26 protein-coding genes are annotated in these 25409 nt (G+C 67.9%); 9 read left to right on the top strand and 17 right to left on the bottom strand.

The features are described 5' to 3' along the window. Nucleotides 1–19: 19 nt before the first annotated feature. The 4 genes from U3A55_RS05335 to pepF form a co-directional block, all read right to left on the bottom strand. Complete coding sequence (locus U3A55_RS05335; RefSeq protein ID WP_330990440.1) at nt 20–592, bottom strand: DUF7110 family protein; 573 nt, start codon at nt 590–592, stop codon at nt 20–22. A 90-nt stretch (nt 593–682) separates the two neighbouring features. Then, nucleotides 683–1162: a pyruvoyl-dependent arginine decarboxylase gene (locus U3A55_RS05340; protein WP_330990441.1), complete on the bottom strand. Its 480-nt coding sequence runs from the start codon at nt 1160–1162 to the stop codon at nt 683–685. Between the two features lie 48 nt (nt 1163–1210). After that, nucleotides 1211–2437 carry a proteasome-activating nucleotidase Pan2 gene (gene pan2 / locus U3A55_RS05345; protein WP_330990442.1) on the bottom strand — a complete coding sequence of 409 codons (1227 nt, stop codon included), beginning with the start codon at nt 2435–2437 and terminating at the stop codon, nt 1211–1213. Between the two features lie 47 nt (nt 2438–2484). After that, nucleotides 2485–4275: an oligoendopeptidase F gene (gene pepF, locus U3A55_RS05350; protein WP_330990443.1), complete on the bottom strand. Its 1791-nt coding sequence runs from the start codon at nt 4273–4275 to the stop codon at nt 2485–2487. Nucleotides 4276–4365: 90 nt separating this feature from the next. On the opposite strand from pepF, the gene U3A55_RS05355 reads away from it, so the two are divergent. Continuing rightward, the gene (locus U3A55_RS05355; protein ID WP_330990444.1) at nt 4366–5682 is read left to right on the top strand and encodes a M28 family metallopeptidase; all 1317 of its coding nucleotides are present in this window, start codon (nt 4366–4368) and stop codon (nt 5680–5682) included. On the opposite strand, the gene truA is transcribed toward U3A55_RS05355, so the two are convergent. From truA to U3A55_RS05380, 5 genes are all read right to left on the bottom strand, one after another. Further along, nucleotides 5670–6455, bottom strand: coding sequence for a tRNA pseudouridine(38-40) synthase TruA (truA, locus tag U3A55_RS05360; RefSeq protein ID WP_330990445.1), 786 nt, complete (start codon nt 6453–6455; stop codon nt 5670–5672). The two genes, U3A55_RS05355 and truA, sit on opposite strands and share 13 nt — an antisense overlap. Next, a complete protein-coding gene (gene hisS, locus U3A55_RS05365; RefSeq protein WP_330990446.1) occupies nt 6456–7751 on the bottom strand; it encodes a histidine--tRNA ligase in 1296 nt (431 codons plus the stop codon). It abuts the gene before it with no gap. 60 nt (nt 7752–7811) lie between these two features. After that, nucleotides 7812–8402 carry a DUF7411 family protein gene (locus tag U3A55_RS05370; RefSeq protein ID WP_330990447.1) on the bottom strand — a complete coding sequence of 197 codons (591 nt, stop codon included), beginning with the start codon at nt 8400–8402 and terminating at the stop codon, nt 7812–7814. Further along, nucleotides 8403–8756: a DNA-binding protein gene (locus U3A55_RS05375; RefSeq protein WP_330990448.1), complete on the bottom strand. Its 354-nt coding sequence runs from the start codon at nt 8754–8756 to the stop codon at nt 8403–8405. Nucleotides 8757–8992: 236 nt separating this feature from the next. Next, entirely contained in the window at nt 8993–9760 is a 768-nt protein-coding gene (locus tag U3A55_RS05380; protein ID WP_330990449.1) for a hypothetical protein, read from the bottom strand. A 113-nt stretch (nt 9761–9873) separates the two neighbouring features. On the opposite strand from U3A55_RS05380, the gene U3A55_RS05385 reads away from it, so the two are divergent. Beyond that, nucleotides 9874–10431, top strand: a complete 558-nt coding sequence (locus U3A55_RS05385; RefSeq protein ID WP_330990450.1) for a hypothetical protein — start codon at nt 9874–9876, stop codon at nt 10429–10431. An 82-nt stretch (nt 10432–10513) separates the two neighbouring features. Beyond that, nucleotides 10514–11002: a universal stress protein gene (locus U3A55_RS05390; protein WP_330990451.1), complete on the top strand. Its 489-nt coding sequence runs from the start codon at nt 10514–10516 to the stop codon at nt 11000–11002. Between the two features lie 71 nt (nt 11003–11073). Here U3A55_RS05390 and U3A55_RS05395 read toward each other — a convergent pair whose 3' ends face one another. Continuing rightward, a complete protein-coding gene (locus U3A55_RS05395; RefSeq protein ID WP_330990452.1) occupies nt 11074–11529 on the bottom strand; it encodes a 30S ribosomal protein S19e in 456 nt (151 codons plus the stop codon). 39 nt (nt 11530–11568) lie between these two features. Next, entirely contained in the window at nt 11569–12585 is a 1017-nt protein-coding gene (locus U3A55_RS05400; RefSeq protein ID WP_330990453.1) for a lysylphosphatidylglycerol synthase transmembrane domain-containing protein, read from the bottom strand. Between the two features lie 89 nt (nt 12586–12674). On the opposite strand from U3A55_RS05400, the gene thiL reads away from it, so the two are divergent. Beyond that, entirely contained in the window at nt 12675–13511 is an 837-nt protein-coding gene (thiL, locus tag U3A55_RS05405; RefSeq protein ID WP_330990454.1) for a thiamine-phosphate kinase, read from the top strand. Here thiL and U3A55_RS05410 read toward each other — a convergent pair. The 4 genes from U3A55_RS05410 to U3A55_RS05425 all read right to left on the bottom strand — a co-directional run bounded on the left by U3A55_RS05410 (nt 13508) and on the right by U3A55_RS05425 (nt 16868). After that, nucleotides 13508–14620, bottom strand: a complete 1113-nt coding sequence (locus U3A55_RS05410) for a site-2 protease family protein (RefSeq protein ID WP_330990455.1) — start codon at nt 14618–14620, stop codon at nt 13508–13510. The two genes, thiL and U3A55_RS05410, sit on opposite strands and share 4 nt — an antisense overlap. Before the next feature lie 25 nt (nt 14621–14645). Next, a complete protein-coding gene (locus tag U3A55_RS05415; protein ID WP_330990456.1) occupies nt 14646–15590 on the bottom strand; it encodes an AEC family transporter in 945 nt (314 codons plus the stop codon). Nucleotides 15591–15629: 39 nt separating this feature from the next. Further along, the gene (locus tag U3A55_RS05420; protein ID WP_145845667.1) at nt 15630–15878 is read right to left on the bottom strand and encodes a DUF7123 family protein; all 249 of its coding nucleotides are present in this window, start codon (nt 15876–15878) and stop codon (nt 15630–15632) included. Nucleotides 15879–16091: 213 nt separating this feature from the next. After that, entirely contained in the window at nt 16092–16868 is a 777-nt protein-coding gene (locus U3A55_RS05425) for a molybdopterin synthase (protein WP_330990457.1), read from the bottom strand. Between the two features lie 87 nt (nt 16869–16955). Here U3A55_RS05425 and pyrH point away from each other — a divergent pair, with 87 nt between their 5' ends. The 3 genes from pyrH to U3A55_RS05440 are packed head-to-tail and all read left to right on the top strand — an operon-like array spanning nt 16956 to nt 21130. Then, a complete protein-coding gene (gene pyrH, locus U3A55_RS05430) occupies nt 16956–17669 on the top strand; it encodes a UMP kinase (protein ID WP_330990458.1) in 714 nt (237 codons plus the stop codon). Further along, a complete protein-coding gene (gene lysS / locus U3A55_RS05435) occupies nt 17666–19300 on the top strand; it encodes a lysine--tRNA ligase (RefSeq protein ID WP_330990459.1) in 1635 nt (544 codons plus the stop codon). Before pyrH ends, lysS begins: the two co-directional genes overlap by 4 nt. Nucleotides 19301–19339: 39 nt before the next feature. Continuing rightward, a complete protein-coding gene (locus tag U3A55_RS05440) occupies nt 19340–21130 on the top strand; it encodes a site-2 protease family protein (RefSeq protein ID WP_330990460.1) in 1791 nt (596 codons plus the stop codon). Here U3A55_RS05440 and U3A55_RS05445 read toward each other — a convergent pair. Next, complete coding sequence (locus U3A55_RS05445; protein WP_330990461.1) at nt 21119–21640, bottom strand: PadR family transcriptional regulator; 522 nt, start codon at nt 21638–21640, stop codon at nt 21119–21121. The genes U3A55_RS05440 and U3A55_RS05445 overlap by 12 nt on opposite strands. A gap of 116 nt (nt 21641–21756) precedes the next feature. Between U3A55_RS05445 and U3A55_RS05450 the strand changes: the two genes are divergently transcribed. Further along, on the top strand, nt 21757–23232 hold the full coding sequence (locus tag U3A55_RS05450) for a heme-binding protein (protein WP_330990462.1): 1476 nt from the start codon (nt 21757–21759) through the stop codon (nt 23230–23232). A 354-nt stretch (nt 23233–23586) separates the two neighbouring features. Then, nucleotides 23587–23982 carry a hypothetical protein gene (locus tag U3A55_RS05455; RefSeq protein WP_330990463.1) on the top strand — a complete coding sequence of 132 codons (396 nt, stop codon included), beginning with the start codon at nt 23587–23589 and terminating at the stop codon, nt 23980–23982. 177 nt (nt 23983–24159) lie between these two features. Here the strand turns inward: U3A55_RS05455 and U3A55_RS05460 are convergent, their stop codons facing one another. Continuing rightward, nucleotides 24160–25257 carry an aldo/keto reductase gene (locus tag U3A55_RS05460; RefSeq protein WP_330990464.1) on the bottom strand — a complete coding sequence of 366 codons (1098 nt, stop codon included), beginning with the start codon at nt 25255–25257 and terminating at the stop codon, nt 24160–24162. Between the last annotated feature and the right edge of the window lie 152 nt (nt 25258–25409).

Genomic DNA, 25409 nt, shown 5'->3' on the forward strand with positions numbered 1-25409 from the left:
GCCTTCGTCCCGGGGCGAACTAGTTGATGTACTCGTTGCCGCGCCAGTCGACGCCGCCGTTCCCGTTACCGTTCCCGTTCGCCTGGGACTGCTCGACGACTTCGACCGCGGCGCGTCGGGCTTCCCCGTCAACGACCCGGGTCGCCTGGAGTTCGTCCTCCGCCTCGTCCGCGGTGATGGCGGTGAGGGTGCCCTCCACGTCGAGCAGCGCGATGTCGCGGAGAAGGAGGAACATCGGGTAGCGGACGGCGGTGTTCTGAAGGACGGTCTCGAGGTCACCGGAGAAGCTCGCGTACTCGACGAGCTCTGACGTGATTTCGTCCTCCTCGTCGTTCCGGCGCGCCCACTGGCGTTCCTCCTCGTCCTGGTCGTAGATGCGTTTCTCCTCGACCTTCGCCTTCAACTGGGCGGTCGGCGTGTACTTGCTGAGGGACTCGTCGGCCGCGACGGCTTTGATGAAGAGCATGCGGTTCCGACGGTCGATTTCGAGGTCCTCGACTTCCGGCGGAAGGTCGGGATTGTCGAGATAGTCCTCTAAGTCCTCGAGCGGAAGGTCGAAGTTCGCGGAGAGCTGGTATACGTGGCCTGTCATGAGTGTGCGATTACTGGCGTGGTTCGCGAACGACTCACAGCAATCTACCTAATGTAGGAGACCCGTGCATAAATGGGCAATGCTCGGCCGTCAACAGAGTGGGGTGCTGTCGCCGTACGCGGCGAGAACCACCGCGGACGCGTATTCGCCGGCGTCCGCGGCAACGGTCGCGGTCTCCACCTGTTCGCCGGCGAACGCCCAGTCGCGGAGGTCGCGGCCGGCGTCGAGGCCCGTGCGCACCACCTGGGCTATCTCGTCCGCGTCCGTCTCGCCGGACGCCTCGTAGAACAATCCCGGTCCGGCATCCTCGCCGCGACTCCACGCGAGACCGGCGCTCGCGCGGCTCGGACCGGCAACGCTCGCGTGGGCCTCCACGACGGTTAATCGGTTCCCGGCGGGCCCGAGGTCGGGCGCGGTCCCCGCCACCTCGACGGGCACGTCCGCGGGGATGACCGAGGAGACGGTGACGAGGTTGTAGTTGTGGAGGTTCGCGTCCGCCAGCGCGGCGTCGTACGCCGCCATCTCCGTGGGCGCCGTCCCGGTCCCCCACGCGATACGAATACGGCTCATACGGGAAGAAACGTCCGCGCGAAATAAGGGGTGTCGGTTATCGGACGGCTACTGGACGTACACGGAGTGACCGGGCGAGTCGTCCTCCGCGTTGCGCTTGATTTTATCGAGCGCGTCCTCGAAGTCCCGCATCGTCACTTCGTCGCGACCGTCCCGAATCGCGAACATCCCCGCCTCGGTGGAGAGACTCTCCAGCTGCGCGCCGGAGAACTCCTCGGTCTGCTCCGCGAGCGCGTCGTAGTCCACGGTTTCGGCGAGGTTCATGTCGTCCGTGTGGATGGCGAGGATGCGCGAGCGCGCCTCCGCGTCCGGGTTCGGCACCTCGATGAGGCGGTCGAACCGGCCGGGGCGCAGAATCGCCTCGTCGAGCATGTCGAAGCGGTTCGTCGCCGCGATGATGCGCACGTCCCCGCGCTCGTCGAACCCGTCCATCTCGGAGAGCAACTGCATCATCGTCCGCTGGACCTCGGCGTCCCCCGAGGTCTTCGAGTCCGTGCGCTTCGAGGCGACAGCGTCGATTTCGTCGATGAAGATGATGGCGGGTTCGCGCTGCTCCGCGAGGTCGAACAGGTCGCGAACCAGCCGACTGCCCTCACCGATGAACTTCTGCACGAGCTCCGAGCCCGCCATCTTGATGAACGTCGCGTCGGTCTCGTTCGCGACGGCTTTCGCCATCATCGTCTTCCCCGTGCCGGGCGGGCCGTGCAGGAGCACGCCGCTCGGCGGCTCCACGCCGACCTCCTCGAACTGCTCCGCGTTCAGGAGCGGGTCCTCGACGGCCTCCCGGACCTCGCGGAGTTCCTCGTCTAGGCCGCCGATGTCCTCGTACTCGACGGTCGGGGACTCGTCCACCTCCATCGACTGCGCGCGGGCGTCCGTCTCGTCGTCGAGCACGCGCTGCACCGCGAAGGAGTCGTTGATGGCGACGCGGTCGCCGACCTCCAGCTTCTGGCGGAGCCGGTCGCCCACGTCCGTGAGGACTTCCTGGTTGTTTCCGTGCTGCTGGAGGATGGCGCCGTCGTCGTTCAAGTCCTCGACCGTCGCGATGTAGAGCGACGCCGTCTTCAGCGTCTCGTTCTCCCGCTGGAGGTCCTCCACGCGCTCCCGGAGCTCCTGCTGGTGGTCGCGAACCGACGCCAACTGGTCTTCGAGCTGGTCGTTCACCGTCAGTATCTCCTCGTAGTGGGATCTGAGAGCGTCCAGCCGCTCGTCCGGGGACGAATCGGGGTCCACGTCGAGAGTCGGCCGGTCGGGTAGAGATGGGCTGCGGGACATCCTGTTGGCCGCCAGTATGGCCCGCGCGTAGAAGTTCCTTTGGGTCGTTACACCAGGTCGTCCATCTGGTCGAGGTAGTCGCCGTACACCGAAATCGCGGACTCGATCGGCTCCGGCGAGGTCATGTCGACGCCGGCGTGCCGGAGGGCGTCGAGCGGGTACTCGCGGTTCCCCATCGCGAGGAACTCGCGGTAGCGCCGCGCGGCGTCCTCGCCCTCGCTGAGGATGTCCTGACTGAGCGCGACCGCCGCCGAGATGCCCGTGCTGTACTGGTAGACGTAGTAGTTGTAGTAGAAGTGCGGGATGCGCATCCACTCGCGGCGGATGTGGTCGTCCAGCTCGGCGGGCGCGTAGAAGGACTCCTTCAGGTCGCCGTACACCTCGTCCATCCGGTCGGGCGTGAGCGCTTCGCCCTCCTCGGAGAGCGTGTGAATCCTGTGCTCGAAGTCCGCGAACAGCGTCTGCCGGTAGAGCGTGGAGCGGAAGCGTTCGAGGTACTCGCTGAGGACGTGCCGGCGGAACGCGTCGTCCTCCACGGTGTCGAGGAGGTGCTGGGTGAGCAGCGCCTCGTTCACGGTGGACGCGACCTCCGCGACGAAGATGTCGTAGTGCGAGTAGACGTACGGCTGCTCCTCGCCCGTGTACTGGCTGTGGAGGCTGTGCCCGAGTTCGTGGGCGAGCGTGTACATCGAGGAGATGTCGTCCTGATAGTTCATCAGGATGAACGGCTGGGTGTCGTAGGTGCCGCCGGAGTACGCGCCCGAGCGCTTCCCGCGGTTCTCGTACACGTCCACCCAGCGGGATTCGAGCCCCTCGTCCACGCGGTTCTGGTAGTCCTCGCCGAGCGGCGCGACCGCCTCCACCACGTGCTCCTTCGCCCCCTCGTACGTGATTTCGGGGCTTTCGGTGTCCGCGAGCGGCATGTAGAAGTCCCACGGCTTCAGCTCCTCGACGCCGAGCTGGCGCTGCTTGAGTTCCGCGTGGTGGTGGAGTTTGTCGAGGTTGTCCGTCACGGTGTCGACGAGGTTGTCGTACACCTCGACGGGGACGTTCGTGTCGTCCAGCGCGGCCTCCCGCGCGGTATCGTAGAACCGAGCCTGCGCCGTCTTCACGTCCGCCTTCACGCTGTTCTTCAGCGTCGACCCGAGCGTGTTCCGCACTGATTCGAGTTCCTCGAAGTAGGACTCGTGGACGGTCTGGCGGAACTCCCTATCGGAGTTCTTGAGGAGGGTGGTGAAGTTTCCCTGACTGATTTCGACCGCGTCGCCGCTCGGCTTCTCGACGGTGGGGAACGTCATGTCCGCGTTCGTCAGCATCGAGTAGATGTCACCGGGCGCGCCCGTCACCTCCCCGAGTTCCGAGAGGAGTTCCTCGATTTCGGCGGAGCGCGTGTGATCCTTCTGCCGGAGTACGTCCTCGAAGTAGTGCTCGTACTCCTCGAGACCGTCCGTCTCCGCGACCATGTCGGCGATGTCGTCCTCGCTGAGTTCCTGAATCGCGGGCTCGATGAACGACGCCGCGCTCGACGCCTGCGAGACGAGGCTGGACGCCCGCGCGGAGAGCGCCTGATACTCCTGGTCGCGCGTGTCCTCGTCGGAGCGCATCCGCGCGTACGACGACACCTTCGCCACCTCCCGCATGATTTCGTCTCGGAGTTCCAGTACGTTGAGGAGGGTGTCGCCGTCCTCGGTGGCGTGTCCCTCGTAGTTCGAGAGGTCGTCGAGGCGGCCCTTCACCGTCTCGAACGCCTCCTCCCACGCCTCGTCAGTGGCGTAAATGCTCTCCAGGTCCCATTTGTACTCCTGTTCGATCTCGGTGCGCTCGGGCACGCTGCTCATGGCCGAACGCAACCGGTCAGTCCTGTTAAGAGTTCGCAAACCGGACTGGCGGGGGCAGTAGTTTTCGGGCGGGCGCGCGACACCCCGCGTATGGTCGAGACTCCCGAGGCGTTCGGGCGGCTGTGGGCGGACGACTACCCCGGAACCTTCCTCCGCGACCTCGCGGAACTCGGCGACCGAATGAGCGGCCGGCCGGGCGAACGCCGCGCCGCCGACCTCGTCGCGGACGCCTTCGAGGACGCGGGCGCACGGAACGTCGCGGTCGAACCGTTCGAGATGAACGCGTGGCGGCGCGGAAGCACCGAGTTCGGCGTCACAAGTCCCGTTGAGCGGTCGTTCGAGGCGCTCGCGCTCCCCTACTCGCCGAGCGGAGACGTGCACGACGAGTTAGTGGACGTGGGCCACGGCACGCCGGAGGAAATCGAAGCGGCGGACGTGGCGGGGAAGGTCGTGGTAGCGTCGACGGAGACGCCGCCCGGGATGGACCGGCTCTACCACCGGATGGAGAAGTTCGGGCACGCGGTGGCGGCGGGCGCGAGCGCGTTCGTGTTCGCGAACCACAAGCAGGGACAGTTGCCGCCGACGGGCGCGCTGCGGCTCGACCGGGAGGCCGCCGTCCCCGCCGTTGGCGTCTCCGCGGAAACGGGCGCGTGGCTGCGCGAGTACGCCGACCGCGACGGCGAGGTGTCGCTCTCCGTCTCCGCCGACACCGCGCCCGGCGAGGGACACAACACGACCGGCGTGTTCGGCCCAAAAACGGAGGAGGAGGTGGTCGTGCTCGCGCACCACGACGGCCACGACATCGCGGAGGCCGCGCTGGACAACGGCTGCGGCGTCGCCACCGCCGTCGCGATGGCGCGCGTCCTCGCGGAACTGGACCTCGATACGCGCGTCCGCGTCGTCACCGTCGGCGGCGAGGAAGTCGGGCTGCTCGGCGCGAGCGCTCTCGCCGACCGGCTCGACGCCGAGAGTATTCGGTCGGTCGTGAACGTGGACGGCGCCGGCCGGTATCGGACGATGCGGGCGTTCACGCACGGCACCCCGGCGTTCGAGGGCGTGCTCGATTCGGTCGCGGACGCCGCGAGCCGCGAGATACCCGTGGAGGGCGCGCTCCACCCGTTCAGCGACCACTGGCCGTTCCTCAAGCGCGAGGTACCCGCGGTCCAGTTGCACTCGGTGACGCCGGAGCGCGGCCGGGGATGGGGGCACACGCACGCCGACACGTGGGACAAGACGGACGCGCGGAACGTCCGCGAGCACGGGATGCTCGCCGCGCTTCTCGTCCAGCACCTCACCAGGGAGTCGGTGCCGCGGCCGGACGCGGACGCGCTCGCCGCCGACCTCGAATCACGGGGACTGCGGCCGGGAATGGAGGCGGCTGAGGTCTGGCCGTCTCATTGGGGGTAGAGCGCGTCCGCGACCCGCGACCGCGTGCGGCGCTCGACCGCGAGCGACCCGAAGGTCTCCCGGCAGTCGGCCGCGGCGCGGTCGTCGACGGCGAAGTCGAGGTCGTAGCCCACGTCGGCGAGCACGAGCGGGTGGGCGGGCGCGGCCGGCACGCCGAGCGGGCCGTCGAGCGGCTCGGGGGAGAGCACGCGGTCGATGCGCGCGTCCGAGCCGCCCGCGGCGACATCGCGAACGAGCGCGACGAGTCGGCGGACCAGGCCGCGCGGGAACCCGCCCGCGCGTACCGTGACCACGAGGTAGTCGTCGTCGCGGTCGAGGGAGAGCGAGAGGTCGCGCTCGGTGTTCTCGGAGTCGGTGGTGAGGTTGTGGAAGTCGTGCTCGCCGGCGAGCCGCCGGGCGGCCTCGCGGGCGCGCTCGTCGTCCAGGTCGGGCGCGTAGAGGTGGTAGACGTACTCGCGGTACCGGGCGTGGTGGGTGGCGTGGAAGCCGTCGGGCGCGTCCGCGAACGCCCACGCCCGGACGTGCGCGGGGAGTTCGGGGTTGAGCGCGCGCGGCGTCAACCACTCGGGAGTCTCGAACCCGACCGTCTGCGCGCGAGCGGAGACGCCCGCATCGGTCCGGCCGGCCGCCGCGTACCCGTTCGGTTTCTCGCCCTCGAAGACATCGAGGGCGCGGAGCGCACGAAATAGTTCGTCCTCCACGGTGTCGCCGTGCGGCTGGCGCTGGAACCCCCGAAAGCGGGTGCCGTCGTACGCCAGCCGGAACGCCCGCATCTACGCGAAGTCGTCGTAGGTCGGGCTCGAACGGTCGCCCGGGAAGTCGTCCACCGGGGCCTGCGTCTGGTCGCCCGACTTCATGTCCTTCACCGTGACGTTGCCGTCTTCGAGGTCGCGCTCGCCGACGATGACGACAGTGTCGGCGTTCACGCTGTCGGCGTAGTTCATCTGCGCGCCGAACGACCGGTCGGACACGTCGGACTCGACGACGTTCCCGCGCTCGCGGAGGTCACGGGCGACACGGGCGGCCACGTCCCGGGTGTCGCCCACGGAGAGGACGTAGTAGTCCGTGCGGAGCTCCTCGTCCGGGTGGACGCCCGCGCGCTCCAGGAGCAGGGGAAGTGTGGAGTGGCCGGGCGCGAACCCGACCGCGGGCGTGGGCTGACCGCCGACGGACTCGATGAGGTCGTCGTAGCGCCCGCCGCCGAACACGCTCCGACTCACCTCGCCCGTGCTGTCGAAGCACTCGAAGACGACGCCCGTGTAGTAGTCGAGGCCGCGTGCGGTTTCGAGCGAGATGTCGCAGTACTCGCGCACGCCGAAGTCTTCGGCGGCGTCGAGGACGTTCCGGAGGTTCTCGACGGCGTCCGCCACGTCGTCGCCCGCGAACGCCACGAGTTCGTCCAGGTCGTCGGAGTCGAGGAGGTCGGCGAACTGCTCGGCCTCACTCCGGGAGAGCCCCGCGTCTTCGAGATGGTCGAAGAACTCGACGCGCGAAATCTTGTCCGACTTGTCGACGGCGCGAATCGCCGCGGTGGTGTCCACGTCGCCGTCGAACGCCGCGAGCAGGCCGGAGAGGATGTCGCGGTGGCTCACCCGGAACTCGAAGTCCTCGGGGGAGAGACCGAGGCCGGTGAGCGCGTCCGCCGCGACAGCCAGGACCTCCGCGTCCGCCGTCGGCTCGCTCGACCCGAAGATGTCCACGTTCGTCTGGTAGAACTCCCTGTACCGGCCCTGCTGGGGTTCCTCGTACCGCCAGAACGAGCGCGTGGAGTACCACTTGATTGGCTTCGAGAGCTCCTGCTGTTTCGCGACGACCATCCGCGCGACCGTCGGCGTGAGTTCCGGCGTCATCGCCACGTCGCGGCCCCCGCGGTCCGTGAAGGAGTAGAGTTCCTCCTCGATCTCCTCGCCCGACTTGTCCACGTACATCTGGGTGCGCTCCAGCGCGGGCGTCCCGACCTCGCGGAAGCCGTACCGGGCGGCGACATCCTCGACGGTGTCGATGATCTCGCGCCGCGCCCGCATCTCCCGCGGATAGAAGTCCCTGAATCCCTTCAAGCGGTCGTACATAGTCCGGGATTCGGCGGGCGCGCGCTTCAAACCACTGCCTTCCGTTCGCCGCCGGCGCCGCTACCGCACGTCCCGAACCCGCGTCTGCGTGTGCTCGGGGAACACGTCCGAGACGGACGCGTCCTCGAACTCCGTCCGGAGGAGGGCGCGGAGTTCGGACTCGTAGTCGGATTTTTCGAGCGTCTCGCTCGGCCCGGACTCAACGTCCAGCGACTCCGCGACCATGTCGTCGATGGCGCCCCGGCCGAACCCGGAGAGCGGGGAGAGGTAGTGGACGTCGTGGCGGTCCTCGATGCTCTGCGCTTGGGCGCGCGAGACGGTGGGCACGCGGTCGTCTCGCCGACTGCCGTCCGCCACCGCGTCCACGTCCAGCGACGCGACCACTTCGAGCGCGTGCTCGTGAACCATCTGGATGCCGTTGCGGGGATACCCATCGGAAACCATCTGCTCGACGGCGTCCAGCGCGACCTCGCGGTCGAGGTCCACGCGCCGGAAGTCGAACGGCGTGCGCTCGGCGGCGTCCCGCGCGTGCTCCCAGTCGTCCGTCACGCCGAACGACCCCGTCACGAGCGTCACGTCGTAGAACCGTTCGAGAACCAGCGCTGCGAGCGTCGAATCCTTCCCTCCACTGTAGAGGAGCGCGAGCTCCATCTACCGGCGCGAGATGTTGAAGGACTGCTCGTCCGGCTTCAGCTCGCGGAGCAGGCTCTTCATCTGCTCCTCGTCGAGCTGGTCCTGAATGCGGCCCGAGCGCCCGAGCGCCACGACCTGCTGTTCGACGCTCTCCGCGAGGTCGGGCTTACTCATCCGCACCGAGTTCAGCCGACGCCGCGCGCCGTCCGAGAGGTACTGCCGCAGCATCGCCTTCTTCTGCTGTTCCGCCTGCTGCTGGGCCTGCTGCTGGGCTTCCTGCTGGCCCTGCGCGCCGCCCTGCTGTTGTTCCTTCATCTTCTCCATCTTCTGCTGTCGAAGCTCCTCCAAGCGCTCCTCGTCGTCCTGACTCATACACGAGTGTACTCGACGGAGAGACAAATGATTTTCCACACCCACCTTTTTACCGAGGGGGGTCGCATGGCGACCCCCTCGGCAAAAACCTGTTCCCGTGAGCGGAGTGAGGGGGAGCCAGTCAGCGCGTCGCTCTGACGCTGGAGGGAAAAAGCGGCGCGGCGAAGCCGCGCCGGACGGCGACGAAACGGTTACCGCTCCCGCCGTTCGCCACCCGACCGCTTCCGCCCGTGCCGCTACGTGCGGCGGAGGCGGGGGGAGAGGACGAACTCGGCGTTCCCGTGGCCGTCCTCGAAGCCGTAGTCGAGTTCGACGGGGAGGTCGTCGCCGAGCGCGACCGCGACCGGTGTCTCGGGGAGGACGGAGACGATGTCGGCGAGGTAGGAGAGCGAGTAGATGGCGCTCGCCTCGCCCGCATCGTGAGCGTCGTCGGGTTCGAGTTCGACGACGGCGGTGTCGGTGTCGCCGTCCGCAACGGAGCGGAAGCCGTCGTCCCCGAGTTCGAGGGTGGCGTGGTCGGACACCATTTCGGAGGCGTCGACGACCCGGGAGAGGTCGGCGGCGGCGAGGGTGAAGCGGCCGGCGTGGTCGAAGTCGAGTTTCTCGGGGTCGGGCGGGGCGCGGATGGCGTCGGGGTCGATGAGGCCGAGCGTGTAGTGGAGGTCGGCGTGTTCGACGTGGAGGAGGCCGCGCGAGTCCTCGATGGCGAGCGAGACGGGGTCGTCCGCGTCGCCGAGCGCGAGCACGTCCGCGAGCCGGTCGAGGTCGACGCCGACGGTGGTTTCGCTGGCGTCGTACTGCTCGAACCCGGCGGCGTCGAGGGTGACGCGGACGGACGCGACGGTCGCGGGGTCGGTCGCGGCGACGAGCAAACCGTCAGAACCGAAGCGGACGCGGCACTCGGAGACGAGGCTGCGGGCGGTCGCGACGACGGTTCGGAGCGCGTCCGCGCGAACGACCGCGCGGACGCTGGAATCGTCCGGGCTGCTGGCTGCCTTCGACATACACGACGCCTCGACCCAGTGGGAGAAAAGAGTTCTCACGCCACCGAGAGGACATAATCCTAAAACAGTTATTTATATAGGCGTATATGTATTTCTATAATCTGTATTCGAGTATGTCCGGATCAGAGCGACCACGCGGATTGCTGTCCTCGGCCGACCGCGCGTACCTCCGCGGCGACGGCGAGTTGGGAAGCACGCAAGCGGAGCGGAACGCCCGTGGGAGAATCAGGGACCGCGTCGAACACGCGCTGCTCGACTTCGAAGTGCTGCTGGAGGGACTGAGCGAGCGCGACCGCGAACTCGTGTTCGAGAAGCGACTCGGGGAGCGCGACGGCACCGAGGTGTTCGACGCGCTGGTGTCCGCGACGGCGTTCCTCTACGCCGGCGTCGAGGACACCGACCTCGCGTTCGACACCGTGCTCTCGGAGGGAATCAACCTCGCGGAAGCCGAGAACGACCGCGCCGCCAGCGTCGCGTTCGAGCGCACCTACCACGCGCTCGACGCGGAGACGCTCCTCCGCGAACTCGACGCCGGAAACAGCCTCTCGCTCACCGAACTCGCGTTCCTGCACGCGAGCGACGACGTGAGCCGCGAGGAACTGACGCGCCACCTCGACGACGAGGACGACTTCGACGACGGCCGCATCCAATCGAAAGTCACGGAGTTCTGAGGGGCGGCCGTCCGTTCGAGCGAATGCAGCGGGCGGTTTCGGATACCGAGGGGGCTATACGAACAGCGGGAGAAGGAGGGCTATGCCGTTCGTCGTTCCGTTCGATGGCTCTCGTCTCTCGGTCGCCGCGCTCGTCAACGCGCGCGTCCACCAGGTCGGCTTCGACAACCTCCCGCAGGACGTGCGCGGACTCGCCAGCCGCGAGGAACCGCCGGACATCACCGCGGTAAGCGTCGTGCCACGCCGCGCGTCCTACGCCCGCGAGAAGGACTGGCTGGACGACGACGAACCGTTCGACCCCGAAGCTGTCGTCGAACACCTCCGGGAGCGCGTCGCGGAAATCGCGCCGAGCGCCGACTTCGCGTACGAGTACACGGACACGACCAGTGCGGGCGCTATCGGCCAACAGCTCCGCCGGAAAGCCCGCAAGCTCGACGCCACCACGGTCTTCGTCGGGAGCGAGAACGCCGGCCGCATCGTCACGCCCGTGATGAGCGTCGGCTCGCGCGTCTCCAACGAACAGGACTACAACGTCGTCCTCGTCCGCCGAGAGCTCTCCTACACACCCTGACCGGCGGTCCTGCGGCCATGGAGCGTGTGGACTGTGAAAAACGGTGTCGAGAGGCCGACAGAAAATCCGAGTTACGCGTAGCGTTCGAGTTCGGGGCGGTCGAGCTGTTCGAGGACGTCGCCGGCGGTGTCGTCGAGGAGGGCGCGGCCGTCGCCGGAGACGATGCGGCCGTCACTGCCCTGCTTCTGGACGAGGCCTTCGTCCTCGAGCTGCTGGAGGATGGTGCGAATGATGTTCTTGGAGGCGTCGGCTTTCTTGGAGGGGGCGACCTGGTAGCGGTTGGAGCCGTCGCGGGTGCCGCCGTACTCGGTGCTGAGGCGTTCGACGCCGACGGGGCCGTCCGTCGCGACCTTGCGGAGGAGGCTGGCGGCGCGGCGCGCCCAGAAGTCCTCCTGTTCGGGGGGGAGTTCGCGGTCCGCGCCGGTCTTCGCGTACTCGGCCCAGTCGGGTTCGTCGAGTCGGTCGTCGAGTTCCGCGGCGAGCTCGTCGATGAGCTCGTTGGCGGGGGCGTCGTAGAGAGTTACCATGCCCGGTGTTTCTCGTCCGCGAAGTAAAACGCTTGCTTTCTACGCTCGGCTTTCGAGGATGAAGGCGGCGACGCCGCCGATGACGGTGGGTATCCAGTAGGTCGCCGCGCGGAAGACGAGGGCGGCGCTGGTGGCGGTGGCGGCGTCCATCGACGTGGTGGGGACGAGAAGGAGGACGATGGCGAACTCGACGCCGCCGGCGCCGCCGGGGAGCGGGGTGACGGACGCGATAGTGGCGACGGGAACGACGACGAAGACGATGGCTGCGGGCACGCCGACAGGGACGAGTCCCCAGAGGGTGAGGTAGAGCGCGAGGCACATGACGAGCCAGCCGAGCGTGCTGTACGCGAGCGCGAACGCGAGGTCGCGGCGGTTCGCGGCGACGCGGCCGATGGACCGGTAGAAGGAGGCAATGCGGTCGCGGAGGACGCCCGCACCGGGTGCGCTGAACCCGGGGACGACGCGCGCGACGAGGCCGAGCACGGGGGCGAGCGCTGCGGCGAGCGCGGCTTTGAGGCGGTCGCGGTACCGCCAGAGGAGGTATCCGATGACCGGAGTGGCGACGGCGAGCGCGACGACGGCGGCGGAGACGAGCTGGACGCGGTTGACGACGGCGTACGTGAGCGTGTAGTACGCGAGACCGAGGACGGCGAGGACGATACTGGGGATGAAGTTCAGGGTGTCGACGCTCGCGATGGCGGCGAGGCCTTCCTCGTAGTCGCTGCCGGTGGCGCGCGAGATGAGGAGCGCGCTGAACGGCTCGCCGCCCGCCTGCCCGAACGGCGTGATGTTGTTCGCGAACGCGGCGGACGCGTAGAGGAGGAAGGCGTCGAGCGCGCTCGCGGTGACGCCGATACTATCCAGAACGCGGCGGAGCGCGAGCCCCCACGCGGCGAGCCAGACGACGCCGAGCGCAACGATGCCGAGGAAGGTCGAGAGGTCGAGGAGGCGGAGCGCGGCGAGAATGTCGTCGAATCCGACGAACCAGAGGAGTCCCGCGAGCACGGCGAGCGCGGCGAGAAACCCGATGACGATGCCGCGTTCGTCGAAGTCCATGGTTGCGAGCGAGACGGGCGCGGACGGTAAATCCTCCGACCGAGCGGCGACCCGCGGCGTTTTTCCCGGCCGGACGCAACCCCCCGGGTATGGATGAACGGGCGGCGCTGGCGCGCATCGCGGACCTCGTGCCGGCGGCGGGCGACGACGCCGCGGTGCTCGGCGACACCGTGGTCACTATCGATATGCTCCACGAGCGGACGGACTTCCCGCAGGGAACGACGCGGTACACGCAGGGCTGGCGGGCGGTCGGCGCGTCCCTTTCGGACGTGGCGGCGATGGGCGCGGACGCGACGGGCGCGGTCGCGGTCTACGGCGCGCCCGACTTCGACCCCGACGCCCTCGAAGGATTCGTGCGGGGTGCGCGCGACGTGTGCGATCGCGTCGGCGCGGAGTACGTCGGCGGCGACCTCGACGACACCGACGAGTTCACCACCGCCACCACCGCCGTCGGCGAGACCGCGAACCCGGTGTTTCGGTCGGGCGCGGAACCCGGTGACGCCGTGTGCGTGACCGGCGAACTCGGGCGGAGCGCCGCCGCCATCGACGCGTTCGCGTCCGGGAACGAGGAGCGCGGGAACGACCTGTTCCAGTTCACGCCGCGGGTCGCGGCCGGCCGCGAACTCGCCGCGCACGCGACCGCGATGATGGATTCGAGCGACGGCCTCGCGCGCTCGCTCCACCAGCTCGCGGAGGCGAGCGACTGCGGGTTCAGCGTCGACTCAACGGAGATTCCCGTGTTCGACGGCGTCGAGTTCGAGCGCGCGCTCACGTTCGGCGAGGACTTCGAACTCGTGTGCACGCTCCCACCGGCGTCCGTCGAACAGGTCGAGACCGACGTCCCGCTCTCAGTTATCGGCGAAGTCATCGAGTCCGGCGTGCTGCTGGACGGCGAACCGCTTCCCGACGAGGGGTACACGCACTAGCCGATGGTGACGGGGACGGGGACGAAGCAGAGCGCGCCGAGGACGAACGTGAACGCGCCGACGGCGAGCCGCTGGCGGTCGAGCGGGCTGTCGTCGAGGGGGACGGCGGACCCCCGGAACGCCATGTAGGCGGCGATGAATCCCCAGAGAACCCAGAGGAAGACCGCCTGCCCGGCGTCACTGAGAACGTAGAGCGCGCCCGCGAGGCCGAACAGGCCGAACGGGACGAGCGGCGCGACGCGCTCGTGGGCGGGGCCGAGCATCGCGCGGAGGATGTGCCCGCCGTCCAACTGGCCGACGGGGATGAGGTTGAGGACGGTGATGAACGCGCCGATCCACGCCGCGATGACGAGCGGGTTCGCGACGATAGTGGGGTCGTTCGGATAGTGGAGGGGCGTGTCGAGCAGCCACGAGAGACCGTGGAGGAGGAGCGGGTAGTTGAACTCTATCTCGATCAGGTTGCTCGCGGGCGCGTTCAGGATGTAGTCGGGCACCTGGAGCGGCGGGAGGAAGAGACCAATGGTGCCGACGACGACGGTTGCGGCGAGGCCGGCGAGCGGGCCGGCGACACCGATGTCGAACAGCGCGTCCCGGTCGGGTATCTGGCCCTTCATGCGGATGAGCGCGCCCATCGTCCCGAACAGGGTGGGAACGGGAATGAAGTAGGGGAGGCTGGCGTCCACGTCGTGGTACTTCGAGAGGACGTAGTGGCCGAGTTCGTGCGTACCGAGCACGCCGAGCACGCCGAGCGTGAACGGGAGCGCGCGCAGGAGGTCGGGCGACACCACGTCCTGCACGTAGTACCAGCCGGTTCCGGCGTACAGCGTCGAGAGAACGGTCAGCGCGAACAGGACGAGGTTGGTCGTCGGGAATCCGCTTTCTTGTTCGGGGGTGGCGACGAGCACGTACTCGCCCGTGCGCTCTTCGAGTTCCACGTCGTAGCCGGACGTATCGAAGCGCGGCCACACCTCGCGCATCAGCGTCTGGTAGTCCGTGAGGGGCGCGCCGTAGTAGTGAATCGTGTCGCCCTCGCGGCGGACTTCGTACACGCGGAACACGTCGCTGAACGCGTCCGGCGTGGGACCGGCGTCGGGCGGGTCGGCCGACATCACCGAATCTTGGACACGGACGCGGTTAAACTCCCGGAAGCGGAAGGCCGCCGCGGAGGACGGTGAGAAGCACCGCGAGCACGGGGATGGAGAGGAGCGTGGTGACGAGGATGGCGGTGGAGACGTACGCGGGCGCGGCGGGGTCGTCGCTGAACTCAACGGTGAAGACGAGCGGCGTGACGGCGGCGGGCATCGCGCACTCCAGGACGAACGTCCGCGCGACAACAGGGTCGGAGAACCCGAGCGGAACCGCGACGAGAAGGGCGACGACGGGCGCGACCGCGAGCTTGAGCACCGTGGGCGTCGCGACCTTCGAGAGTGCGACGCCGCGGCCGGTGTTGCCGAGTTGGATGCCGAGCATGAGGAGCATCACGGGGATGGCGGCGTTCCCGACCATCGCTATCGTCTCCATCGCCGGCCCGGTCTCGGGGGGGACGACATCGAGGAACCGGGAGAGGGCGGCGGCGAGCACGGCGTACAGGAGCGGGAGTTCGAAAATCCGTCCGACGGAATCCCGGACGCCCGCTCCCGTGCCGCGCGCGGCGATGAACACGCCGAGCGAGTACATCAGGACGGACTGCGCGGCGATGAACAGCACCGCCGTACTGCGGCCGGTCGCGCCGAACGCGAACGCGGAGAGCGGAATCCCGTAGTTGCCCGCGTTCGAGAACGTCGACGCGAGCATCGTTCCGTTCGGGTGCGGGGCGTCAGTGAGGGTGACGACGGCGTACGCGACGACGGCCATCACCACCGTGAACGCGGTGACGCCGACGGCGATGTTGACGACCGCGCTCCCGGAGAGCGTCGTGGTGGCGAGCGTCGAGAACACGAGCGCGGGCGTGAGAACGTAGAGCGTGACGGTTCCGAGCGCGTCCACCTCGACCTCGCGGAAGCGCCCGAGCAGGAAGCCCGCGAGCGCGACCGCGAGGACGGGGAGGATGGCGTCGGTCAGCGCGGAGACGAACGACACACGGGGAGGAAGAACCAGGGCGGCTTAATGCGTGTCGCTCTACGCGTCAGCGGGGGCGACGCGCCACGTGGTCGCGCTCGTGTACGACCACTTCTCGATTTCGAGGTCGGAGACGGAGTCCTTCAGGTTCACCATCAGGGCGCCGATCTCCTTCGGGGAGAGCCCGACCTCGTCCGCGATGAACTTGCCCTTGAAGTAGAGCTCGCCGTCGCGAGCCTTCTCACGCAGGTAGTTCGCGAGACGCGTTTCCTTGCTGTCGGCCGTGGAGGGGTCGGCGGTAGCGCTCATTTGTAATCGCCTCACTCCTCCGTAACACCCAGTGCATCATATAAAGGGGCGAACGTTGGGGTGTATTCGACCCGTTTCACGCTGACAGGACGTTTCACGCCCACCCTATCGACGTTTTAGGAGCGTGCGAGAACATCCGAGACGTTTTATCGAGCGTTCTGATGGGTTTTCGGAGATAATTATCTCGCGTCGATTCGGTGGTCGAAGGACGGGCTACTCGTCGCGTTCGTGCGTCCAGAACTCGTCCTCGACGGTGAGTTCCTTCTTGAAAATCGGGACTTCGTCCTTCAGTCGGTCAATACCATCCTCGACGGTCTCGAACGCCTCGCGGCGGTGTCCGGCGAGCACGACGACGAACACGATGTCGTCGCCCGCGGCGATGCGGCCGGTGCGGTGGTGGAGGCGGACCTCGTGGACGCCGTCGCGGGCTTCGAGTTCGTCGCGGATGCGCGCGAGACGCTCCGCGGCGACGCCCTCGTACTTCTCGAACGTCAGCGACTCCGTCCGGTCGTCGTCCGGGTGTTCGCGCTCACGGACGATACCGGTGAAGGTGGCGACGGCGCCCGCGTACTCCGCGCTCGACGCGCGAGTGACCTCGGCGACGAGCGATTCGAGGGACTCGTGTTCGTCGTAGTCGTCGAGCGCGCGAACGACCGTCTCGCTGTCGAGGTCGTCAGGCGTCGCGGCGCGCACGAGGGCGGTTTCGGCGTCCGCGTCCCCGACGACGACGTGGGGGACGCTGGTGTCCGCGAACCCGACGAGAACGGCGTGGTCGTGGTCGCGCGCGAGGTCGTCGAGCGCGCGCTGGAGGTCGCCGTCGGGCCGGCGGGTCGTGGTTCCACCGGGGCCGAGTTCGAAGCGAGTGTGCTCCGCGCCCGCGTCCGCGCTGCGTTCGAGGACCGCGACGCTGCCGGGAAGGTCGGCCGCGAGCCTGTCCGCGAGCGGGTCGGCGGGAACGCCGGGGCCCGTCGCGAGACCGAGTACGTGCATACGGGAGTCGTGGCGTGCGCGTGGCTTGTGCCTGTCGCCGGGGAGTTGACAACCCTTAAGGCCGCATCCGGGCTACGTCGGGTAAGAATGCGAGTAGTCGTTTCTATCGGCGGGAGCGTGCTCGCCCCGGACCTCGCGCACGAGCGAATCCGGGCGCACGCCGCCGCCGTCGAACGCTTGGTCGAGGAAGAGTGTTCCGTCGGCGTGGTCGTGGGCGGCGGCGGTATCGCCCGCGAGTACATCGACACCGCCCGGAACCTGGGCGCGAACGAAATCGAACTGGACGACATCGGTATCTCGGTCACCCGACTGAACGCCCGCCTCCTCATCTCCGCGCTGGAGGACGCAGCGCCGAGTCCCGCGGAGGACTACGAGACCGCGGGCGAGGCGATGCGGCGGGGTGACGTGGCCGTGATGGGCGGCGTCACCGCCGGACAGACGACGGACGCGGTCGGCGCGGCGCTCGCCGAGTACACGGACGCGGACCTCCTCGTGTACGCGACGAGCGTTCCGGGCGTGTTCAGCGCGGACCCGAACGAGGACAGTTCCGCACAGCGCTTCGACTCGATGACGGCGAGCGAACTCGTGGACGTCATCGGGAACATCGAGATGAGCGCGGGGTCGAGCGCGCCGGTCGACATCCTCGCGGCGAAGCTCATCGAGCGCTCCCGGATGCGGGTCGTCGTGCTCGACGGCACGGACCCCGAGAACATCGTGGACGCCGTGCTGCGCGGCGAGCACGACGGCACGGACATCCGTCCGGACAGCGCGACCGAGACGCCCGCGCTCTGGCAGGAATGAGCAGTCCGCACGTCCTCAGCGACGCGGAGTACGTCTTCTGGGCGGACGAAATCGCGGACCGCATCGAAGCCCGGAATCCCGAGGACCCCGTCGTCATCAAGGGCGGCATCTCGCCGTCCGGCGTCCCCCACCTCGGGAACATGAACGAACTCGCCCGTGGGTACTTCGTCGCGGCAGTCCTCCGCGAGCGCGGTCACGAAGTACAGCAGATTTTCACGTCCGACGACCGCGACCCCCTCAGGAAGCTCCCGCGGAAGCTCGCGGACCTCGACGGACGAATCGTCGACCTGGGGGACGTGAACGCGGGCGCGCTCGGGAAGAACCTCGGCCACCCGTACACGTCGATTCCGGACCCGTTCGGGTGCTGTGACTCCTACGGCGCGCACTTCTCCAGCCTCATCGAGGACTCCGCGGAACTCATGGGCATCCCCGTGGAGATGGTGTCGAACACCGAGCTGTACGAGTCCGGGGAGCTGGAGGACGCGACCCGGCACGTGCTCGCGAACGCCGACCTCGCGCGCGACGTACTCGGGAAGTACCAGGACAAGGTGGACGAGTCCTACGTTCCGTTCAACCCCATCTGCGAGGAGTGCGGGAAGGTAACGGAGACAGTGCTGGAAATCGACGCCGACGGCGGAACGGTCGAGTACGAGTGCACCGACCTCGACGCGGGCGACCGCACCATCGAGGGCTGCGGCCACCGGGGAACCGCGAGCCTGCGGGACGGCAAGCTCCCGTGGCGGTTCGAGTGGCCCGCGCAGTGGCGGGTGCTCGGCGTGGACTTCGAGCCGTTCGGGAAGGACCACGCGGAGGGGTCGTGGCCGTCCGGCGTGGACATCATGGAGACCGTGTTCGAGGACGAACCGCCCGTGCCGATGGTGTACGAGTGGTTCACGCTGAACGGCGAGCCGTTCAGTTCCTCCGAGGGGAACGTCATCCTCGTTTCGGACGTGCTCGACCTCGTGGAGCGGGACGTGCTCCGGTACTTCTTCACGAAGGAGCCGAAGAAGGCCCGGGACTTCAGCACGGACCGCATCGACCTGCTCGTGGACGAGTTCGACCGGTTCGAGCGCATCTACTTCGGGGAGGTCGAGGACGCCTCCGCGGACGAACGCGAACTCGCGGAGCGCGTCTACCCGCTCGTCGTGGACGAAGTCCGGGAGGAACGCATCCGCATCCCGTACACGTTCGCGGCCGTGCTCGGGATGACGGACGACCCCGAACTGCGCGAGGAAATCGCGCGACGCGAGGGCCACATCCCGGACAACGCGCCCGACTGGGCTGTCGAGGAGGCGCTCGCGCGCGTCGACCTCGCGCGGGAGTGGGCGGAACGCACGGACAACGAGTACAACTACCGCATCAACCGCGAGCGCCTCCCCGACGTGGACCTCGACTCCGAGACCGAGGCGGCGCTCGACGAACTCGCGGACTTCGTCGCCGAGGGCCACGACGGCGAGGAGGTACAGGGCGAAATCTACGAGACGGCGAAGCGACACGACATCGACATCGGCGAGTTCTTCTCCGTCGGCTATCGGCTGTTCTTCGAGGAGGAGGAGGGCCCGAAGCTCGGGCAGTTCCTCGCCGCGCTCGACGAGGACTTCGTCGTCGCGCGGCTGCGCCGCGAGCGCTAACCCAAACCGCTTACCGTCCCGCGCCCGGAGGGTAGCGTGATGAACGAGTGGACGTGGGTCCTCGCCGGCATACTCGCCTACTGGCTGGCCGTCGCGGCCGCCCGGAAGCGCGGACTCCTGCCGGACTACGTGAACACGATGGGGCCGCTGCTGACGGTGCACACGAAGCGCGGGAAGCGACTGCTCGACCGGCTCGCCGCGCCGAAGCGCGCGTGGCGGGCGTGGGGGAACTTCGGACTGGGTATCGCGCTCGTCGTGCTCGTCGGCGCGTTCGGGCTGCTGGCGACGACGGCGATCGCGCTCGTGCAGAACCCGCCGGCGGCGGCGTCAGCCGTCGGAAACCCGCGGAGCGCGCTCGTCGTGCCCGGCGTGAACCCGTTCCTCCCGGTGGCCGTCGCGCCCGAAATCGTGCTCGGACTGTTCGTCGGCCTGGTAGTGCACGAGGGCGGACACGGCGTGATGAGTCGCGTCGAGGGTATCGGCGTGGAGTCGATGGGTGTCGTCCTGCTCGCGATACTCCCGATGGGGGCGTTCGTGGAACCCGACCAGGAGGACCAGCGCCTCGTCTCCCGCGGGAGCCGCGCGCGGATGTTCGCGGCGGGCGTGACGAACAACTTCTTCATCGCCCTGCTGGCGTTCGGATTGCTGTTCGGACCGGTGGCGGGCGCGATTTCGGTCGCGCCGGGTGCGGCGGTCGGCGGCGTCACCGAGCAGTCGCCCGCGGCGCAGGCGGGCATCGAACCCGGCGACCGCATCGTCGCGGTCGGGAACGAGTCCGTCGCGTCGAACGAGGAGTTCGAGGCGGTGCTCGCGAACCACACCGCCCACTCGGTGTCGATGACGCTCGCTGGCGGGGAGACCGTTAGCGTGAACAGGTCGGTGCTGGTGACCGGCGTCCCGGCCGCCGGGAGCGCGCTCGCCGCGTCGACGCCATTCAGTCCGGACAACGGCGTTTCCACCGGTGACACTATCACCAGCGTGAACGGCACGAGTGTCGAGACCGAGTCCGAGTTCCGCGACATCGTCGCGAACACGACGATAGCGACGGTCACGACGGACGCCGGGAACACGACGACCGGCCCCGTCGGCGCACTCACGACGCTCGTGGACGGCGAACCGTTCGCGGCCCAGACCGGCCTCGGCGCGGGCGACGCCGTCGTCGTCACGCGACTCGACGGCCAGCGCGTCGTCACCTACGCCGACGTGAGCGACGCGCTCGCGGACACCGCGCCCGGCGACAGCGTCGACGTGGAGTTCTACGCGGACGGCGAGCGCCGCGAGGCGACCGTCACGCTCGGCGAGAACCCGAACAGCGACATCGGCTTCCTCGGCGTGCAGGGCTCCCCGGGCTACTCCGGGATGACCGTGAGCGACGCCGGCATCGAACTCTACCCCGCCGGCTTCTACCTCGACGTGCTCGGCGGCGACCTCACCGGTGCGACCCTCACGCAGTCCGCGATGTACCTCGTGTTCCTGCCGTTCCTCGCCGCGGTCGGGCTCGGCGTCCCGTACAACTTCCCCGGGTTCGTCCCCGACAACGCCGCGTTCTACACCACGACCGGCGTCCTCGACCCGCTCGGCGGCGCCGGGTTACTGCTCGCGAACGCCCTGTTCTGGGTGGGCTGGGTGAACATCAACCTCGGCTTCTTCAACTGCATCCCGGGGTATCCGCTCGACGGCGGCCACCTGCTCCGGACGAGCGTCGAGTCCGTGGTGTCACGGCTCCCCATCGAGGACAAACGGAGCGCGGTCAGGGCGGTGACGACGAGCGTCGGCCTCGCGATGCTCGCCTGTCTCGTCCTGATGCTGTTCCCGAACCTACTCGTCTGAGACGCCCATCCGCTCGTTGAACTCCTCGGGCGTGTCCGTGATGCGCTCGAACGTCGTGTCGAAGTAGTGCTCGTGGTGGCGGACGACCTGTTCGACTATCCACGCCGAGAACTCCTCGCCGAACTGCCAGCCCTCTTCGGGGTTCTCCACGTCGAACCGGTCGTCGATGCCGAGCACGGCGTACATGTGGTAGAACCCGAGAATGATGTCCGCGAAGTCCTTCGCCGTGCCGCCGACCTCCTCGCGCTTCTCCGCGAGTTCCTCCCGTCCCTCCTCGGTGAGTTCGAAGTACTTCCGGTCGGGTTCGTCCTCGCGTTCGAGGCGTTCCGCCCAGCCGTTCTCCTCGAACTTGTAGAGAATAGGATAGACGGAGCCATACGAGGGCTCCCAGTGACCGCCGCTGAGTTCGGTGATTTCCTTGAGGAGTTCGTACCCGTACCGGGGTTGCTCCGCGAGGAGTTCGAGAACGAGGTACGAGACGAGTCCCTTCGGCGGTCCGCTCTTTCGCATTCTCTCATCGTTTCCCCGGGCGTCACGGAAAGGGTTTCGGTCGGAGCGATCGCGGCCAGCGCGAGCGTGAGCGCGAACGCGAAAGTTGCTTGTCGGAGGTCTCCCAAGTCCCGTGTATGGTTGATGCGCCCGAGACGGCGGAGGGCTGGTTCGCGCTGCACGACTTCCGGACGGTGGACTGGGACGCGTGGCGGGACGCGCCCGAACGGGACCGCGAGACGGCCATCGAGGACGCGGCCGCGTTCCAGAAACACCGGGAAGCGCTCGCGCAGAGCGACGCGGGCGACTCCGCGGTGTTCAGCGTCACGGGAAGCAAGGCGGACCTGCTCTTCATTCACTTCCGGGAGAGCCTGGACGAACTCGACCGCATCCAGCGGTCGTTCGAGCAGACCGAGTTTGCGGCGTACACGGAGCGCGCGCACTCCTACGTCTCGGTGAGCGAGGTCTCGGGGTACGTGAGCGACGAGTACTTCACGAACCCGGAGAGCGTGGACGAGGGCTTGAAGAGCTACATCGAGGGGAAGCTCACGCCCGAGATTCCCGACGACACCTACGTCTCGTTCTATCCGATGAGCAAGCGCCGCCAGCCCGGCCAGAACTGGTACGACCTCGACTTCGAGGAGCGCGCGGACCTCATGGCCGGCCACGGCGACGTGGGCCGCGAGTACGCCGGGAAAATCAAGCAAGTCATCGCCTCCAGCGTCGGATTGGACGACTGGGAGTGGGGCGTGACGCTGTTCGGCGACGACCCGACGGACATCAAGGACATCGTGTACGAGATGCGCTTCGACGAGGCGTCCTCGAAGTACGGCGAGTTCGGCGACTTCTACGTCGGCCGGCGCTTCCCGGCCGCGGACTTCGACGCGTTCCTCGCCGGCGACGCCGTCCCCACGCCCGAGGACGAGGACACCGGGCACGCGCACAGCGAACACGGTCACGGCGACGGCCACCACGGTGACGAGGGCGGCCACCACGACCACGGCGGAGAATCAGTGGAGGACGACGAGGAGTCGCTGCGCGAGGAACTTGCGGACCTCGACGTGTACGCCGGGAAGCCGCACGGCGAGGACGTGTACGCGGTCGGCCTCTACTCGGACGCAGACCTCGACGAACTCGAATCCGCGGTCGCCGACCTCGCGGAGAGCTTCGACCACTACGATACGCACGTCGAAACCACCGTCTACGAACCCACGGGCGAGGGGTCGGCCGCCGTCGTCTCCCTCTGGGACACACAGAGCGCCGCCGACACTGCCGCCGGCTTCCTCAACGACCTCCCCGGCATCACCAGCAAGGTCGCGGAATCCGATGACGGCTGGGGAACCATGGGCATGTTCTACACCGTCAAACCCGAACACAGGGATGACTTCGTGGAGAAGTTCGACGCCGTCGGCGACGCCCTCGCGAACATCGACGGCCACCGCCAGACCCGCCTCCTCCAGGACACCGACGACGAGAACGCGTTCTTCATCGACTCCCGCTGGGACTCCCAGGAAGCCGCCACCGGCTTCTTCCGCAGCGACGCGTTCCGCGACACCGTCCAGTGGGGCCGCGACGTGCTCGCGGACCGCCCGCGCCACGTGTTTTTGGCGTGAGCGTCGCGCCGTAGGCGCGCTTTTTTGGTGCAGATTTTTTGGCCGAGTGGTGCGCGAAGCGCACCCGAGGCGAAAAAAGGTGCGTTGTGACGTGCTCGCGGACCGCCCGCGCCACGTGTTTTTGGCGTAAATTTTTCGCGTCGCGTTTCCTCGCGAGCGCTCCGCGCTCGCTGCGGGAACCACTCCGCGAAAAAGTAACATAAAAAGGCCGCGCGCCTCCGGCGCGCAGTCGGCGTCGGAACCGCGTCGCCCCGCATCGCGCCGCTCCGTCCTGCGTTTCGTCGCTTTGTGCGAGGAGTTCCGGATAGTGGTGGGGCGAGTAGGCTTTTCTGGGAGGGAGTTCTGGCGTCGGGTATGTCAGGGGAGTACGACGGCTTCGTGACGTTTCTGGAGGAGCGCGTGGGGGACGGACTGGAAATCGTGATGGAGTTCGACACGCACTCCTACGAGGTGCTGTACGGCGAAGAGGCGGCGGAGGAGTTCTTCGAACAGGAAGGAGAGCGGTCACTCGAGGGCGTGTACGAGTCGGCGCTGTTCGAGGCCGAGCAGGCGTACCTCGATAGCGTGGCGTACGAGAGCACCATTCGCGCGGACGTGATGGTGACGGACATCGGCGTCGGCTATCAGTTGTTCCTCTCGGAGCGGCGGAGTCTGATTATCTGGACAGACGGCGAGACGCAGCTCAATGTGCCGGGGTTCGTGGACGACTGCCGCGACCACCTCGGAGAGTGCGGAGTGAAAGTGAACTAAAACACGGTGAAGGGCGTGCAGTACAGGGGTTTCGACCGGAAACAAAGGGGTTAGGCGAAACCGGAATCGTTTAAGTCAGTTAGTCCGCGAGCAAGCCCGCGTCACGCAGGTCAGGTCGCGGAAATTTTCCTCGCCGGACGCCGTCCGCCTCGAAAAGTTCCATAAAACCGTGGTCAGTTAGTCCGCGAGCAATCCCGCGTCACGCAGGTCGTCGCCGTCCACGCTCGTCCGGTAGTCCTCCTCGGCCATCCCGTCGAAGCGCTCTACGCCGAAGTTCGTCTCGTAGAGGTCGGCGACGCGCTCTTGCTCCTCGTCGCTGAGCGCGGGGGTGTCGGGCGCGGCCGCCCACTCCGTGATGTCCTCCTTCGAGCGGAACGTCGGCGTGACGGACGCGACCTCGTCGAACGAGAGCAGCCACTGAATCGCGGCCTGCCCCATCGTGCGCTCGCCCTCGTTCCCGGACGCAGTCCGGGAGCCAGACGAGGTTCCCTCGTCGCTGCGTTCGAGGAACCGGAGTTCCTCGAGTTTCTCCCAGCCGGTCTCGTACCACTCGTCGGGCCGGAAGCCGCGGTGGTCGCCCGCGTCGAGTTCGGTGTCGGGCGTGACCTGTTCGTTCAGGATGCCCGACGAGTGGGGGACGCGGGCGATGAGCGACGTGTCCGCGCCGGCGTTGCGGACGGTCTCGACGAAGTGTCGGTGAACGTCCTGTTCGAGGAGGTTTCCGACGTACTGGACGCCGTCGAGCTCGTTCTCGATGGCGAAGTCGCCCTCCGCGAGCCAGCCGATGCTCGGACCGAGCGCGACGCCGATGGCGTCCACCAGTCCGTCCTCGCGAACCTCGTCGAGGACTTCGAGCACGTCCGGCGTCAGCTCCTCCACGTTCGGGTTGTGGAGCTGGAGGTACTCCACGTGCTCGACGCCGAGGCGGTCGAGGCTCTTCTCGACGGCGTCCCGAAGGTAGTCGGGGTCCATCTCCTTCGGGAGTTCGCCGTGGCCCGCCTGCGGGTTGTTGTAGAAGTCGTACCCGATTTTGGTGGCGAGCGTCACCTCCTCGCGGTAGGGCGCGAGGAAGTCGCCGAGGAACTCCTCGCTCTGGCCGTGCCCGTACACGTCGCCCGTGTCGAAGTACGTGATACCCTGCTCGACCGCGTGCTCGATCATCTCGCGCTGGTCGTCCTCGTCGCGGTCACCCCACCAGTCGGTGCCGACGACCCACGCGCCGAACCCGACCTCGCTCACCTCGACACCGGAGTCACCGAGTTCACGGTACTGCATGCCTGAGCGTACTGTCGGCGGACACTTAGCGGGTGCGGTTCCTCCCACAGGGCGGGAACGAGCGCGAGCGGAGTCGTCGCCTCGGTAGACACTCGCGTCAGCCCGTTCGTCCAGCGCATGGTGGAGAAACTCGACGAGGCGGGCGAGTAACG

It is taken from the genome of Salarchaeum sp. III (assembly GCF_036418315.1).
In the GTDB taxonomy this organism is placed as follows: Archaea; Halobacteriota; Halobacteria; order Halobacteriales; family Halobacteriaceae; genus Salarchaeum.